The organism is Parabacteroides timonensis, assembly GCF_900128505.1.
Classification (GTDB): Bacteria; Bacteroidota; Bacteroidia; order Bacteroidales; family Tannerellaceae; genus Parabacteroides; species Parabacteroides timonensis.
The window spans coordinates 415,616-432,179 of record NZ_LT669941.1 but is presented as its reverse complement, the minus strand read 5'-3'; the positions used below and the strand labels follow the sequence as shown (position 1 = coordinate 432,179).

Here is a 16,564-nt window from a genome sequence, read left to right as displayed (position 1 = left end):
TGTACAGGGTAGCCGGCCAGGGTGTACAGGGTAGCAATAGTAGGTCGGGACTCTTCATCTAATAAGTCCCGACTTAACAGTTAGTTTATGCCTACTCTACGACCACCTCTTTCCCTTCCGTATTCGCCCGGATCAGATTATCATACATCGCTTCACAATAGACCGGCGGCAGATAGAACCGTCCCGGATAAACGGCACAAAGATTAACCTTAACAGTCACCTGGCGACCGGAAGGCAGCTGATCGATATAACTATATACCTTGTCATCGCGGATATCCTGATAGTTGATACCGGCAGTCTTGCTGTCGGCTGCCCCTTCGTTGAGGAAGCGGGTATTGAGGATTTCCCAGCCGGCAGGGAAGATTTCTGTCAACACCAGGTTGTTGTAACCACGTGCAGACGGGTTCTTTACAGTGACTACGGCAACGAAGTTCGTTCCCTGCGGCAGCTTGGTGATATCTACCGCACGACCATTCGGATCGGTATAGCTGACTGCCATCGACAGACCGTTGGCATAGGCTTCCTCCTTGCCCTGTGCCGGAATGCCTTCGGTGATGACACGGGCGAACAAGGTCGATTTGCCCGTATTCTTCAATTCCAGGGAAGCAGATATTCCGGCTTTATCGAGCAGGACTTCCGTCCAGATATTTTTAGTTGTACTTACTTGGCTCGCCGTACTGCCATAAGCATAGGTAAACTCCATCGTTCCGGATACCTTATATTTAGTCATATACTCGGAAAGCGAAACGAGGGCAAAGGCTGTCGACTGTGTACTCAGCCAGTCGTCCGAAGAAAGCACTTTCGAGATATCGCGAGTCAGTATGGCAGCCTCTTTGCCGTCACCCAATAAGGTTAACGTCATCAGCCGGATGGATTGATCGCGCAGGTCGCTACCGAAAGTCAGGTCATAATCGGAATAGTCCGTTTTCACTTCCGTTGTTTTCTCGATCAGGCCTTTCGCCACATCGGTACGGCCCACCAACGCATAGGCGGAAGCCAATAGCCAACGGCTCATCGGAGCCAGCGATTTGTTTTCCTTCAGACGGTTCATCGCCCCTACTTCGGGCACCTGTCCCAGAGCCAATACGTATAAACGATAAGCCTGTGTCATTTCTTCCGAACGGGAATAGTAAGAGCTTACCGGCTTCCAGTCGCGGGCAACGCGGCGCAGGTTGTTCAAGACGTTACGCTTCATTCCGTCGGGTACCAGATATCCTTTTGCTTCGGCCGACAACAGGAAGTGGGTTGCATAGACTGTTCCCCATCCGTTGCTGCTCGTACCACCGGGCCAGTAAGAGAATGCTCCATCTACGGTCTGGTAAGAACGCAGGCGGCGGATCACCTCTTTCACCGCATTTTCGGTCGTATTCTGTTGCTGCTTCGTCAAAGCGGCAAATTCACCCACATAGAGTTGCGGGAAGCCCTTCGATGTGATCTGTTCCACACATCCGTGCGGATACCCGATCAGGTATGACAGGCGGGAAGAAAGATTCAACGGCGGCACATCCGACATTTCCAGCGACAAGGAATTGGTTCCTGCCATGCCGGGGAGCTTAACGGTTTCTTTCCAGGACTTGCCGGCTTCGAGGGTAACAGGCAGAACCTTCACCTGCGGACGGCTGACGGAACGTATCTCGATATCGGTCGTGTAGACGGACTTGTCGCCCTTGCCCGATGCCGTAATAGTCACCCGACCGGCACCCGGCTGGTCTTTTACCCGAATGCGGAACAGGGCTTGCTTGTCACTCTTCTCCGTAAAGTGAAGCTGCTGACTGGGGGCTCCTATCACTTCCATATTAGCAGAACAGGTGATGGAGACATCGACATTACCTACCCCGTTTTCAGTAGCAAAGACAGTGGCCGGAACGACCATCTCCTCTCCCACACCGATCACGCGCGGCAAAGTTCCCAATAGCATGACCGGCTTACGTACGAATACGCTCTTGTCGGCATGCCCGTAAGCCTCACCGTTTCCGGCTACGACCATTACTTTGACACGACCGTTATAATTCGGCATTGTATAGATATGACGCTGCTGCTTCCCCTTCCGCAACAGGAACGGGCCTTCGAACTGCACCACCGGTTTGAAACGGTTGACGATAGCTTTCGGCCCTTTGTTCAGGGCATCGTCGCCACCGATACTGAACAGTTGCTCGATACGTCCGCCGTAAGCACCGACTACATAGTTATACATATCCCAGGTACTTACGCCCAATGCTTCACGGGCATTAAAGGCTTTCCAGGGTTCGGGTGTGCGAAAGCGGGTAAGGTCGAGCAGGCCTTCGTCGACGATAGCCAGCGTATAAGCCATTTCGCGACCGTCCTTTTCCGAGACGACCACTTCGTATTTGGCTTCCGGCTTGATCTCGTCAGGCACACTGATCTGTGGATACAGATGGCTTTCGGGAGAAGTCACCGTGAAAGGTACGACACCGTACATACGGATCGGCAGGTCGTTCTGCGTAAGCCCATGAGGTTGCAATAACGTGACGTAGACGTATGCATTCGGCTGCATCTCTTTGGTTACATCCAGCTTGATCGTTGTCTGCTGGTCGTCACAGGTATGTTCGGTAACGGATAGTACCTTCGTTCCATTCTCGATACTGACAACGGCACGGCTTCCTTTGGCGGACGGGATGGTGATAACCAGTTTCTCGCCCGGTTTATAGTTATCTTTATCTGTTTTGAAGCTCAACATATTCGCCGATTCGCTGCCATCGGCATTGCGGCGTCCTTCGTTATACGGCCAGTCGAAATAGCTCATAACTCCGGTGGAGTGTTTGCTTTCCTTATCCTTCACGGAGATAAAATAGGTACCCCATTCTTCGTTGCTGAACGAGAGTTGGAAGGTGCCCCGGCCGTTCTCGCCGGTGCGGACGGTTAATTGCTTAACCGGCTTATTATAAGAGTCGGATACGTAGTTAGCCAGACTGCTGTTGTCCGAACTCCACCACCAGTACCAGTATACTTTATATACCTGCACATCCAGTTCCGTGTTGGCCTGCGGATTTCCCTGATAGTCGGTCGAAGCGACTTCGTAGGTATAATTGCTTCCGGTATTCAACTGCTCACGTGTCTGCTGCGGCGATTTGATACCGGCATACCGCTTGTAAGGAGAATAAAGCATCCTGTTCGCATCGATACTGAAATCGCCCGACTCTTCATAGGCACGAGTCACGAAGTTAGCCATCAACATGCCCGGAGCGGTCGTACCGATCTCGAACCTGGTCTGTATGGTTGCATCTCCCTTGTCGTCGGTCGTGCCGGAGATCAGTTTACTTTCTTCACTGTTGAATGTCTTCGACGGATCATCGAAATAGAAATCCTTATAGCCTTTAAAGGTGGTCGGGGTCGAAATAAAGGTTCCCTGGATATCGTACTTCAGGTTCCTTGCCGTTGCTCCCTGCAACCATTCCACATGCAAGCGCCCGTTCAGAGGTTCGCCCCGCAATACCGTAGGGGCGGTTCGCGAACCGCCCGTACCGAGGCTGGCCCTATCAATAGCGCCATCATCCATGCTGGCCTTATCCATGCTGCCTTTATTGGTTCCGCCGGCAAATGTTAAATCTATTTTCAGCCGGTTCGGTTTGATCGATTCCACGCGCAGGCGTTTGGTGAAGCTGACGCCACCGACATTTACATTCACATTCCAGGCTCCGGTCGGAGCATCCGGTTCGGTCGGCATAGCGAAAGAGTAAACGCCCAGTTCGCCGCGTGTCTGTGTCTTACGCAGGTAAAGCTGTCCCAACGGATTATAGAGTTCCATCACTACCGGATGGTTCGCCGGAAGTTTCTTTGCCCGGTCGTTCAGCATAAAGCTAAGGAAAAGCGTATCGCCCGGACGCCATACGCCCCGGTCACCATAGATAAAGCCTTTGATCCCTTTCTGTACCACTTCACCGGATACGTCGAACGAGCTTAACGACAATGCCGAACCTCCATCCACACGCAGGTAGGAACGTTGATATCCCTGCGAAGCAATAATGTAGAAAGGTTTGCCGGAAGCGATCTTCAGTTTCACCTCTCCTTTGCCGTCGGTCGTACCGGATGCCAGTACCTGGTTCTGGTAATTATAGATGGATACATTGACACCGTTTTCGGGAGACGTACTGAGCAGGTTATGTACCAAGACTGTCATTTCGTTGTCTTCGCCGGCCATTGCCATCAGTCCGAGGTTGGTGGCCAATACGTTCTTGCCTTCTACCTTATTATAATAGTAGCTGTTCGAACAAGGGTCATTCCGTTCGCTGTAGTTGTAATCGTTCCAGTTGAAATCGCCGTTATAATAATAGTAACCGCCATCATCGAAGCGGGAGCTTTCTTCTTTGAACTTGATCTCGTCTTCAGCCAGAAGTTGTTCGCGCGATACTTTTACCGAGTCGTCACAAGGGTAGGCCGACAGGTCTTTATTGAAAGAAAGCTCTACCCGGTAGATGGCTCCGGGCTCCGGCTCCATGAGTTTCTTCAAGTCGACCGCGTATGTGTTCCATTGGGAAAGGTCGCTACCATCTTCATCCAGGAAGATCGTCTTACGGGCAACCAGACGGCCTACGCGCATCAGGTCGGAAGTCCCGTCCAGGTTGTTCACCTGCAGGAACTGACCGATATTTTGTTCCAGTATCTTTATCACGCGAACCACCACTCCCCGAAGATAAACGGCCTGGAATGGTACCAGCAGTTCGGTGGATTGCGGGATGACTACTCCCTGTCCGATAAACTTAACGTCGGGCAAAGAGGTATTGATCTCGATCTGGCGGGTGACGTCTTCTTTCAGCGTCAGCCCGTTCTTACTACGAATCTGACGAGTCAGGTGTACATTCATAACGCCCTTACGTTGGCTGTCGGGATATAAACGCAAGCGGTTGCCCTCCACGTTGACCGTCTCGGATGTATTTCCTGCGATGAAAGCCAGTCCCTGCATGTCCTGCGAAGAGTCCAGGTCTTTGGTGAACGTCACTTCCACATAGCGCTCAGGCTCTGTTACATAGGTCACGTCATAAACGTCGAAATCGTTCATATCCGGAATAGGGACGGTAAGCAGTTTGTCTTCGGCTACTCCTGATTTATTGGGAGCCACCGAAAGGGTGAATGTCCGCGTGCCGTCATTCCCGGCTTGTACATTCTGCAAGGTCACCTGATGTTTCTTGCCGTCGGGACTGTGCTGCCATACCGCATCCGCTTTCTCCGAGTAACGCACAAGTGGCTCGACCGTCTCCGGTGTTTCCTTATCCGGAGTAAATAGGGTACAGACTATATCATAACCATTCTCATTTTTTGCATTGATGTCCATCGACTCCAGGTTTGCACGAAGTGCCAGCGGGAAGGTGGAAAATTCAAAGGCGAACTCCTTATCTTTACCTGTCACATCGAACCATTCGGAGAGGTTGGCGGTCAGCTTATAGGTTGTATTCCGTTCAAATGCTTTTGTCGGTTTGAATACGATAGTCCGGTTATTCTCAAAAGAAAACTCACCGGCCACCTCGGGCTTTATACGGACAAGCTTACTCAACCCGTCACTTTTCAGTTTATCCTGTGCGATATCCTGATTAAAGATCAGATAGACCGGCGTATACCGAGATATCTTGCCGGAAGTAAATGCTTCTACATGCGGATTAAAAGGCAACTCCTGCGCCTCTCCCCCGGCACTTTTTGTATTACAACTACTAAACAAGCACAGCAAATAGCATAAACACACCCAATAAAGATACCTTGCCATATTTTATTCAATTAACGGTTACTACTTATTCTTAGCCAATGAGACAATTCACGAATATACGCATTTATTCGTTTCAGAGAATAATGTATATAATAAAAAGAACTATCTTTGTATTAGTTGATACCATACCGTCCTGTTTAAATAAAATGCGTCATACTGCACTCATCACCTCACTAAAAGCGAATCGAAAGAAGATACTTCTTTTCTTTTTGCTGTTTGTCATTCTTTTGTGGGGAGGAATGTACCTATTGGTTCCCCGTGTCTTATTCCCTGTTCCCTATTCTACTTTACTTTATTCTTCGGAAGGTAACCTGCTGGGAGCACGTATTGCGCCGGACGGGCAATGGAGGTTTCCGGCAACGGACTCGTTGCCGGAGAAATTTGTCACCTGCCTGACCACCTATGAAGACCGATATTTCTTCTATCATCCCGGGATCGATGTGACAGCTATCTTACGTGCCGCCTACCTGAATGTCCGGTATCACCGTGTCGTCAGCGGAGGAAGTACACTGACGATGCAACTGGCACGTATCGCCAGAGGGAATAAAGACCGTACCGTTTATGAGAAAAGCATCGAAATGTGCTGGGCCCTCTTCCTCGAAACGACCCACAGCAAAAAAGAAATACTCAACCTATACGCCTCCCATGCCCCGTTCGGCGGCAATGTAGTCGGCATCGAAACAGCCGCCTGGCGTTATTTCGGACGTAGTGCCTCCGACCTGTCCTGGGCGGAGAGCGCCACACTCGCCGTCCTGCCCAACTCCCCCGCCCTGATCCATCCGGGGAGAAACCGCAGACAACTGAAAACCAAACGCGACAACCTCCTATTTACTCTAAAAGAAAGAGGTATCATCGACAACACCGAATACGAACTGTCCTGCATGGAACCCCTACCGGAAGCCCCTGTCCCCCTACCCGACGAAGCCCCTCACCTGTTGGAACGGCTTGCCGCCCTTACCCCCGGAACACGTATCACGACTTCGGTACACTACTCCCTGCAAAAACAGGCACAGGAACTGGTCAACCGTTACGCCCTTGAATATAGCTCCAACCATATCCATAACCTCGCCGCCATCATCGCCGATGTCGAAACCGGCGAAGTGCTGGCCTATGCCGGTAACGCCAGCTTCAAAGCTGACGAGAAACGGGGAAACCAGGTAGATGTCATCACCTCTCCCCGCAGCACGGGAAGTATACTGAAACCCTTCCTCTATGCCGGGATGCTCCACGACGGACAGATACTCCCTTCCACCCTCGTTTCCGATGTTCCACTGAATATAAATGGCTTCATGCCGCAAAACTATAACAAGACATTCAACGGAGCCGTCCCTGCCCACCGGGCTATCGAACGTTCGCTGAATGTTCCCCTCGTCCGCATGTTATCGCAATACAACACCGGACGTTTCATGACACTGCTGAAAGCATTGGGGATGACCACCCTCCGCTTTTCGGAAGAACACTACGGGGCCTCCCTGATCCTCGGAGGAGCCGAAGGAACCTTATGGGATCTCTCGGGAATGTATGCCTCCCTCTCCCGGGTACTCACCCATTACCGTCCTTACAACGGCCGGTACAACCCGGAAGATATCCGCCCCCTAACCCCTTTTATTAATAAAGAAAAGGAACCGATCCGGTCGGTCGCAGACCGGCGTCTCACCGACAAGCCCCTCCTTTCAGCCGCTTCCATCTGGTTCACCTACGAAGCAATGTCCGCCCTCAACCGCCCGGAAGAGGAAGCCGACTGGCAACAATTCGAATCGATGAAACAGATTGCCTGGAAAACAGGGACCAGCTACGGAGGACGCGATGCCTGGGCCATCGGTACAACTCCCCGTTATGTGGTCGGTGTATGGGTAGGAAACGCATCGGGCGAAGGCCGCCCGGGACTGACCGGTGTAGGCAATGCCGCCCCTGTCTTGTTCGATCTGTTCTCCTTGCTTCCCGGCGGTGATTGGTTCGACATACCTTACGATGAACTGGAAGAGGTAGCCATCTGCCGTAGCAGCGGTCACAAAGCATCGCAGATATGCGACCAGGTAGATAGTTTGTACATTCCCCGTTCAGGCATCAATACCCCCGTCTGCCCTTACCATCAGTTGATACATCTCTCGGCTGACGGACGTTTCCGTGTAAACAGCTCCTGCGAGTCGGTCGACCGGATGATCACCCGCCCCTGGTTCGTCCTCCCTCCGTCCCAGGAATATTATTACCGCAATTACCATATCGACTATGTTCCCCTCCCGCCCATCAAACCGGGATGCGAACAAACAAAAAGTTCCGGGCAAATCGAACTGATCTACCCGGAACATAATGCCGTCTTATACCTCCCGAAAGGCTTCTCCGGCAAACGCGAAAAGTTTATCTTCAAAGCCGCCCACGCCCGTGAAGAGGCAACCATCTACTGGCATCTCGACGACACCTACCTCGGCGAAACCACCGGACCTGACCATCAGATCGCCTGTTCCGTCCCGTCAGGCAAACACATGCTTACGCTGATCGACAACTGGGGCAATCAGCGCAAGATACTGTTTACATGCACGATGTAATTTTGCGGGCATCTACCGGGACGCCGGGCGCATCATCGATTCCCCAATTTGGGAACACCGAATCATACGCCAGCTTGTCGAACACCCGGAAGAAGAAGCGGCATGGATTAACATTGACTAACTATCATGCCTCCCCAGCTTGTTTTTAGGCACGGATTACACCAAACACTATTAAAAGTATTAACTTCATCATAAATAGCAGCATTAACAAAAATACGGTGAGCAATATAACTATTACCCACCATATCATTTACATAAGAGTTACACTGTTATTTCACCTCTACCTTATCGCTGATAGTCTGTGAACCGCTTTCGGCACGGACAACGTAGATGCCCGGTGCGAGGTGGTCGACAGAGACGGTCGGGGTGTTCAGGTTGCGTAAGGTGCGCAGGGTACGACCGGCGATGTCGTAGACCGTCACTTCGTTGAGTGCATCGACCGAAGAGACGTCGATCCGTCCGGGGGCACTGTTGTAGAAGATGATGCGGCCCTGGGCGATGATCTCGTTCGACGTGGCGATGGAGCCGTTCAGGAAGTAGCGTCCGTAGGTGTTACCCGGGACGGTCAGCGTCAGGCCGTCGGTCACGTCGTAGCGCTTGCCGGTTTGCTTGTCTACCAGCTTCACGTTCTTCATGGCACCTGACAGTTTGAAACTCAGCTCCACGGGGGTCGCGTCTTTGCCGTGGATACCGACAGGGATTTCAGCCAGGTCGGATGTCACGTTGATGGCTACCATCTGATTACCGGCAAGAGTATACACCTGTGGTGCGGCGACTTCCTCGTTGATCAGCAAGGCAGCGTCTTCACCCTCCACATAGCTGTCCGAAGCGGTAGCAAGAGCGGCAACGACGGCGGTGTTGCGTACTCCGTCACGGGTGGCGGTGATGCGCAATTGCGGCAGGGATTCTTCGGTCGGAGCGACAGTGGCGGAGCGCAAACCGAGCTTTCCGGTTGTCGGGGCTTTCGCAATCATGTCGGTAGTGAAAGTAGCAGAAGCCAGATCTTTCACGATGAATGATTGGAGAGGGGCGACAAACTTAGGATCTGCATCACCTGTTGAGATGGAATATTCATCACCCAAGATATTGGTAGTCGTACCTGTAGCGGTCATGATATAGTAGATATTTGGTGACTTACCATTTAAGAACTTTGTCATATCCAAATGCGACATGAACGGGTTACCGAACATACCGCCTGTAGAGGAAGCCTCACAAAACTTAACAGCGTTCTGTCCTTTTTCATCAGGGCTGATATGGAAGCGGCCGTTACCTTCACGATTTGTCAACTTTGTTTTATCTCCTTCTGTACCATTATTACTACCATAATACGTATATTCAGTATCAGCCTTTGGCAGACGAAACAATACTTTATCGTTAGTTAATGCAGTAGTTCTATCCGTCTTCGTCCCAATCGAGAATCCAGCACCCGGAGTAAACGGAACATCTACATCGTTATAGAGGTTTGACCAACTAGCTTCAATTCCGTAATTGGGCTTAGTACCATCCGGGCGAACAATCGTAGCTGTAACCTTATCCCATCCGCGCATATAAACAGCAGGTTTCCAACGGGTATAGTTTGTATTATCCACATAGGTAATATCCGTAAACGCCGGTGTCTCCTGGCGTGCATAACTACCTACCTTTAGAGTTCCTGTACCTGTCGGCAAATACATATCCCCCGACACTACGCCTTTCAAAGGTGAAGCGAGCATGTACCAGCGGTTCGGAGCCATTTCGTAGTCTACCCGTGCCGTGTTGTAGGTCAGGTATTCCGTATGCAGGATTTCCGATTCGGGCTTGATGTAAATCTCGTCGCAGATGTTGCCGTAGAAGCGGACACAAGAGTAGTTGTGATTATCACCTGTAGTCGACTTATCCGGATTCATAACACTTCCAAACAACTCCCGTTCATAATCCGGATCGGCAAGCAAGTCGTATTCGATATTCTTGGTGGCGGCACCGATAGTTGCATCCATGCCTGCCGGAGCCATATCCACTAAGGCTGTTGGAGCTGTCGTCCGTTTATTCAATCTGTACAAATACGGATAGGCGGCATAAGCGTTTCCATCAGTACTATAACTACCATTCTTATCTTTCGCTTTCCCGTGAATGGTCACTTTCGTGAAACGCATCGGAGTGTAGGCTTCAGTATGCCCACCGTTTTCGTTTGCAATGTTCATTGTATAAAGTTCATTATCCGTAGACCGTCTCCAATGCTTTGGTCCGTCGTTATTCCAGTTGTGCATATTTTCGGCACTTCCTACCCACGTCACATATTCGGGGATGATTTTGAGGGTGAGTTGGAAAGAACTGGAATAAGTAATCTTATCTTCTTTATCCTTTACAACATAAGGTATATCCACCATATACCAAAAACCTTCTTTGAGGTTGTTAACAGCATCTGAGGTGAATTTGATTTTGAAATAATTCGTAGCCCAGGTTACTGTTGTAGCATCATCGACAAGTTCCTCCAAAGTAGCAACCGATTTTGATTTATTCCATTTCGTGTCAGAAGTCTTCAAAACCATTATATCGGTCTTTGTATCCTTGGCAAATGTCTCACCCTCTGCCGACTTCCGGAAATGAACCGGAATACGCAATGTTCCATCATTCTCCTGCATATCTTGTATCTGGACTAATCCGACACGGACAGACCGGACATGTTTGCCACCCAAATCATCGGGTTGGTTCGGATTATTCGGATCCTCCGGATCTTTGGGGTCCGGGTCTTCAGGGTCTTGGGAATCATCCGAGTCCACTGGATCGAGCACGTTGGGATCACCCGGCTCGATAGTCGGAGGATTCGGACCTAATTGGATTACGACAGGGTCAGGGCAATACAAATGGTCATCAATCACATTTCCATTACCATCTTTTTGTTGAGCTTGTGGCAAACCTATAATTGTTTGGTATTTGTTTGCCATTGTGTATTCAAAGAATGGTTGACTAAAAACAAATTTTCCCCTCACATTGTCTTTACTATATTTTTCTCCATAAGTTGTTAAAGCATTTTTTATAGCCTCACTCCCATCCGGATTCGTAGAAATCTCCCTTAGTGCCTGTGCTATTGTGTATGTTTGACTATTCACAGTCACTGTTGATGCATTAAACTCTACAACATCTCCTATAAACCAATCAAACTTGGCATTTTCTACTGTTTCCCATCCATTCTCACCCAAATAACGGAAATTACCGGCTATTTTATATCTTTTCCCCTGCTCCGCATTTTCCGGCGATGAGATTTCAGTATTCAAATCATCCCCTTCAAATATCTTAAAGCGATCTCCCGTAAGAGAAATACTAAACGGATCTCCGGTTAAAGCACAAGCATCACACTTAACAGGCACACTTGGGTGACCTATCGGTTGAGCAGAAATTCTGGCTATATATTTTTTATTGGGATCAAAAGACTCACCAATATTAAGAGGAAGAGAATAGATTTTATCTCCCGAAGTTTTCCCATCCGAACCAAAAGACGAATCCACCCATTTCATATCTTCCTTACGAGTGGAAAGATAAGACACACGACATGATTCCGGGATGCCGTCACCATCGTAGTCGATTTCAATAGGACTATTTAAATTATCCTCCGCATAAACGGAATAATAAATTTTTGTAAAATATTCTACTGCATCACTTTCGCCATTAGGATATTTTTCACTTATATAATCCTTCAACTCCTGAGGCAACTTGTCATCCCATTCTACGTCTTTATTTATACCTTCCACTTTTGTGTTCGCAGTCAACCCCATTACACTCATTATATTACTATAACTTGTTGCATATTTGACTGTTTTTAATTCCGTATCACACAAGTCACCGGCTTGGATAATTTCAACTTCCGGTTTTCTTTTAAAGATACGGATGTCGTCAATGGCATAGTCGGCTCCATCGGTGTGGGGCTCGTTGTTTTGGACTTCCAAATAAAATTCGGTACAGCCGGCGATCTCATCTTCCGAAACGACAAATTTGTAATGGAATTGTTGCCATTTCATAAGGTTATAATTAAATTTATCTCTGGTCTCTGTATTTACATTAGAAGCATTTGAATGACCAAGCTTATTATCTTTATAATCCGTTAATGCATCTCCTGTTGTAAACCTGTGAAGTACAACTTCTTCTTGACCTTTTACTCCTTTTAATATTATATTCAAATTAGGAACCAACGGAAGAGGATTACCATCAGCCCATACGTCACATCCCGGGCGCGTCATATCGGCTAACCATCCGGTTACGGTCAACTCCGTATTTCCACAAATAGAACCTTCTATTGGTACGGAAACCAAAGTTCCCGGTTCATCAGTTGCATCAATATAACAAAAATAACCGTATTTTGTATCACCTGCTTCCTTGGTTACTGTATAAGTTCGATCATACAATTCTCTGTTTTCATAAATTTTATTTCCATAATTATACGCTTTTTCTATATAAGGTGTTACCCACTTATAGTATCTATTTACATCGCCAGTAGAACAAAGACCATCATGTTTAGACTTACCTTCAACATTCGCACTTCTAAACAAGCCATACATTCCAGGATATGAAGTATAACACTTTGAATTTTGGTCTAATAAGGACTTACCGTTTTTATATATAAATCCGTAACTTGTTTCAGACTGATTGAAAGAACCCAAAGGATTATTTGACATATTATCACCTGCTTGAATCTCATTTACAATAGAATTTTGGTCAAAATCAACAATCCCTATTTGTTTATATTTCTTAATATTCCCTCTGGGCCATCTGTCACTATCCTTATTTATCTCATCTTCCAATATGAACTTAGCATTCTCAATCGGATGAAAATTGAAAGTGGCAATAACCCCACTCTGATGGGGAGTGTTTTCATTACAAATGGCTCGTATATCAACCTTAAAATCATTTTTAAGCGCATCGTTTATTTCTATTTTCTGCGTCTGTTGCAAATCCAAGTCTGCCTTTCTTGTTACAAGATGAAAATCTTTAAAATCGGCATTATCATCACTATTTATTCGATATTGAAATTTTGATCCTTGGTGAACCTTCCCATCGTTCCAAAAATAATTATCCGGTGTATAAGGCATAGATAAGTTTATAGATTCTGCATCTTTCGGAAAATCAATATGATAAATTGTTTTCTCCTGAATATAAGAAGGACACTCTTCCGCTTTTTTTATTACATACTTGTATCGTTTAAGCAAGGTGGGTTCTGCATATGTTCCTTTGATGTCAGAAGAACTTAAAGGTGTCCAAGTTCCATCCTGATAAACACTTACATCACAATACACAACATCACCATCTGCATAGTCCTCCGGCAATGTATAGACAATGGTAGAGGCGTCGATTCCCAAACCACGCTTATATTCACTCAAAATCCCGTTGGTTTGTTCCGGAATAACATTTGAATCTTTTAATCGATTCGACCAAATTAAGCCATCGGTTTCTTTGACTTTGATAAAATAATCATGTGTTATGTACAGATCTGCATTTCCTGTATTTCCTACTGAGTTTTCATTACATATACTCAAAGATCCACCTCTATTAGCAGACATGTTTTTAGTAACAGTTACTGAGTGATGTCCTATTCTTTCTTTGACAAAATTATCCCCATTTTTCACATACCAATGAACAAACCAGTTGTAGGATTGGTCATTATTGTTCCTCGTATTTACATTCAACACTGGTATCGACAATACACGTGGCTTAGTTGGATCAACATAAATAATCTCTTCTTTCACATGAACTTTATCATGATCTTCTGAAAACATTAGGCTAATCACCGGTCTAGTCGTCGTTTCCTGTCCCCAAGCCATCCCGACACCTCCGCCTGTGAGCAAGGCAAACGACAGGAGTAACGTTCGGAGCCATTTGTCATATATTGTTTTTTTTCGTTTCATCGTATTCTGAATTTAGTTTTTATCTGTTGTCAGTTCAAATAGATCCGCAAATCGTAACTGGATTTGGAAAGTGGCTAAAACACTGCCGTCTTTCTTTGCAATCAATTCGAAAGTCGAGCTTTGATCCTTAGTGGCTGCACCGACCATGCGACCGCCTGTTATTTGATAACGTGATGCACCATCCATTGTGGCTTGCTCGATTTTATTAGGAGCTTCTGCCAACAAATCTCCCTTATCTACCTTTCCGATACTCCAAGTTACCTGGTCAGAAAGATCTACATCTCCGTTTTCCTCCTGCGAAACTAACTTTTCGATTATAATAGTAAACGGACCACCGCCATATACAGTGCAAACCAAATCGGTTATACCTTCGCTTGTTACCGAAGATTCCGGATACCCGCCGATCGGAGGATTTTCATTACTTACGGCTAAAAGCGTCAATTTATAAGGCGTGAACTCGATATTCAGATTCCAAAAATGGTTGCGGGGGATCTGGCGAAGAGCGGTGTACTTTGTTCCTTGATGGGGGTTATCACCTGTTAAATGTTTGTCACTACTCGTTTCCAACTCCACCTCAAAACCGTCGGTAGCTTCCGATTCGTTCACGTAATACCAATCGGATTCTATGGATTCGCTTACTGCAAGTTGCTTGTTATCTTCGAAAGGCTTGTCAATCGAATAACCGCCTTCCGTCAGAGCCAAATACTTATCCGCTTCAAAAAGATTTCCTGCCGTGTTGAACTTGCCTAAAGTTAACTTTGTAACAGTAATCGTATGGCTCGTTCTGTTGAGTATCTTGACTTTCAAACGACTTACTAAACGAACCAAACAAATCGTTTTCACCCCTTTTGCCGGAATCCACTCTTCCTGTACGCTCATGGGGAGGTATTTTGATGTCTTAGAAACGTCATTAACACCGGATTCCCAAGAAACGGAAACGGGAAGCGACGGCATATCTTGTCCTTCCGGTATATTTACAACATTTTCCAACGGATTGTCTTTTATCGACTCCCAGTTGGCAAACGCATAAATCTTCTTCGGACCACCGGTAATCTCGAAAGAGCCGGACTTCCAGCTTGTCAATTCGCCTTTTTTCGCCTCCTCGTCACCAGTCAAATCCGGTTGGAATTTCTTTTCTATCTTACCGGAAGCGTTGACGATAAACACGACCAAAGAGTTGATCTGTTCACCGGGCAACGCATTTGCATCTGCGGCTTTCGTCTGCAACGACTTCGAAGCCTCAGAGATACCCACCTGCAAATCCACCTCCAGCATGTCAGGAAGGTCGGGGTCGCCCCCCGCACCCCGTTCGCCGCTCACGCAACCGAACGCGATGAAGGCAAACAGGCTGGCAAGCAGCGGCAAGCTCTTGTATTGGTTCAATCTGTTTTTCATAATCCCATCTCCTCATTACCAAGTGTCACGTCTTCGAGACGGACGATCCAGTCGTCCACTACTACATAGAGGCAATGAGCCCGTCCACCGGCGATATCCACATAGGCTGTAAGCACATATTCGTCCTGACGATCCAGGTACTCCTGTCCCGGCAACTTGTGCGAAGCGATCTGCGTCAGCTTCAACAGACCTGCTAGATCGACATTGATAAACGGCGTCTTTTCGCTTGCATAACGGACACTCAGCGTACCGGTCGCATTGTCGATCAGGCGTAAGGTGTTCAGCTCGGTGCAGACGGCATCGTAGGCAACGGTTGCATATCAGCCGACTTGACCGTTTCTACCTGTTGCAGGTAGGGCAGCCAGGTGATGCGGGTGTCGGCAATGGGCTGGTTGTGCGCGTCGAGGTCGCCGTTGGTAGTGGTGACTACAAAGTCAAAGGCGTCTTTCGACAGTTCCGTACCCCGGTTGGCATCCACCAGGATGAAACGGATTTTGTTGGTGTTTTTCACGAGCGGAAACTCGGTGTCGGTCGCGCCGCCCGCCGGGATCGTATAGTCCAGCTCACCTTGGAAGAGTCCCAACAACTCGCGGTCCACACGGTTCTCCGCCGCCTTCACCGCCATACGGAAGTCTTCGATCGTAGAGCCTGCGGCGGGTTCCGTCCAAGTATAGTCGCGGTCGTTCAGCCCCGCCCAAGCCAACAGGCGGTAATCGCCCGGAGCCAGTTCGCTGAGGTCGATCTCGTTCTTTTTCAGTTCCTCGCCCTCGATCAGACGGGAAGAGAGGAACGCCCCCTTGTCGTCGTAGATGTAGAGGAGGACGTTCTTTTCGCGCTCCTGGTTCACCATTTCGTAGGCAAACGCATTGGCGTGTTTGATGTTGTGCCGGTAGACGAAACGGAGCGTGTGCCGGCAAAGAGACAGTTCGTCATGGATATAATCGCATGAAGCCAGTCCGGCGAGGCAAAACACCGCCAGCACCGGGAATAAAAGATATAATATTTTATGATAGTTCATTGTTCTCCAATTT

At 48.0% G+C, this 16,564-nt stretch carries 6 protein-coding genes; 1 reads left to right on the top strand and 5 read right to left on the bottom strand.

All coding sequences use genetic code 11. From position 1 onward, the window contains the following. Positions 1 to 91: 91 nt before the first annotated feature. Complete coding sequence (locus tag BQ7394_RS26260) at positions 92 to 5,716, bottom strand: alpha-2-macroglobulin family protein (RefSeq protein WP_235848719.1); 5,625 nt, start codon at positions 5,714 to 5,716, stop codon at positions 92 to 94. 239 nt (positions 5,717 to 5,955) lie between these two features. On the opposite strand from BQ7394_RS26260, the gene pbpC reads away from it, so the two are divergent. Then, positions 5,956 to 8,262, top strand: coding sequence for a penicillin-binding protein 1C (pbpC, locus tag BQ7394_RS09325; RefSeq protein WP_075559949.1), 2,307 nt, complete (start codon positions 5,956 to 5,958; stop codon positions 8,260 to 8,262). A gap of 269 nt (positions 8,263 to 8,531) precedes the next feature. On the opposite strand, the gene BQ7394_RS09320 is transcribed toward pbpC, so the two are convergent. Genes BQ7394_RS09320 through BQ7394_RS26460 form a run of 4 tightly spaced genes read right to left on the bottom strand, consistent with a single transcriptional unit; the run spans position 8,532 to position 16,551 of the window. Next, entirely contained in the window at positions 8,532 to 14,138 is a 5,607-nt protein-coding gene (locus BQ7394_RS09320; protein ID WP_075557198.1) for a T9SS type A sorting domain-containing protein, read from the bottom strand. Between the two features lie 12 nt (positions 14,139 to 14,150). Next, positions 14,151 to 15,533 carry a fimbrial protein gene (locus BQ7394_RS09315; RefSeq protein WP_075557197.1) on the bottom strand — a complete coding sequence of 461 codons (1,383 nt, stop codon included), beginning with the start codon at positions 15,531 to 15,533 and terminating at the stop codon, positions 14,151 to 14,153. Then, positions 15,530 to 15,778, bottom strand: a complete 249-nt coding sequence (locus tag BQ7394_RS26465; protein ID WP_262497552.1) for a FimB/Mfa2 family fimbrial subunit — start codon at positions 15,776 to 15,778, stop codon at positions 15,530 to 15,532. The genes BQ7394_RS09315 and BQ7394_RS26465 overlap by 4 nt, the downstream gene beginning before the upstream one ends. 35 nt (positions 15,779 to 15,813) lie before the next feature. Next, on the bottom strand, positions 15,814 to 16,551 hold the full coding sequence (locus BQ7394_RS26460) for a FimB/Mfa2 family fimbrial subunit (protein ID WP_262497539.1): 738 nt from the start codon (positions 16,549 to 16,551) through the stop codon (positions 15,814 to 15,816). Positions 16,552 to 16,564 lie beyond the last annotated feature (13 nt).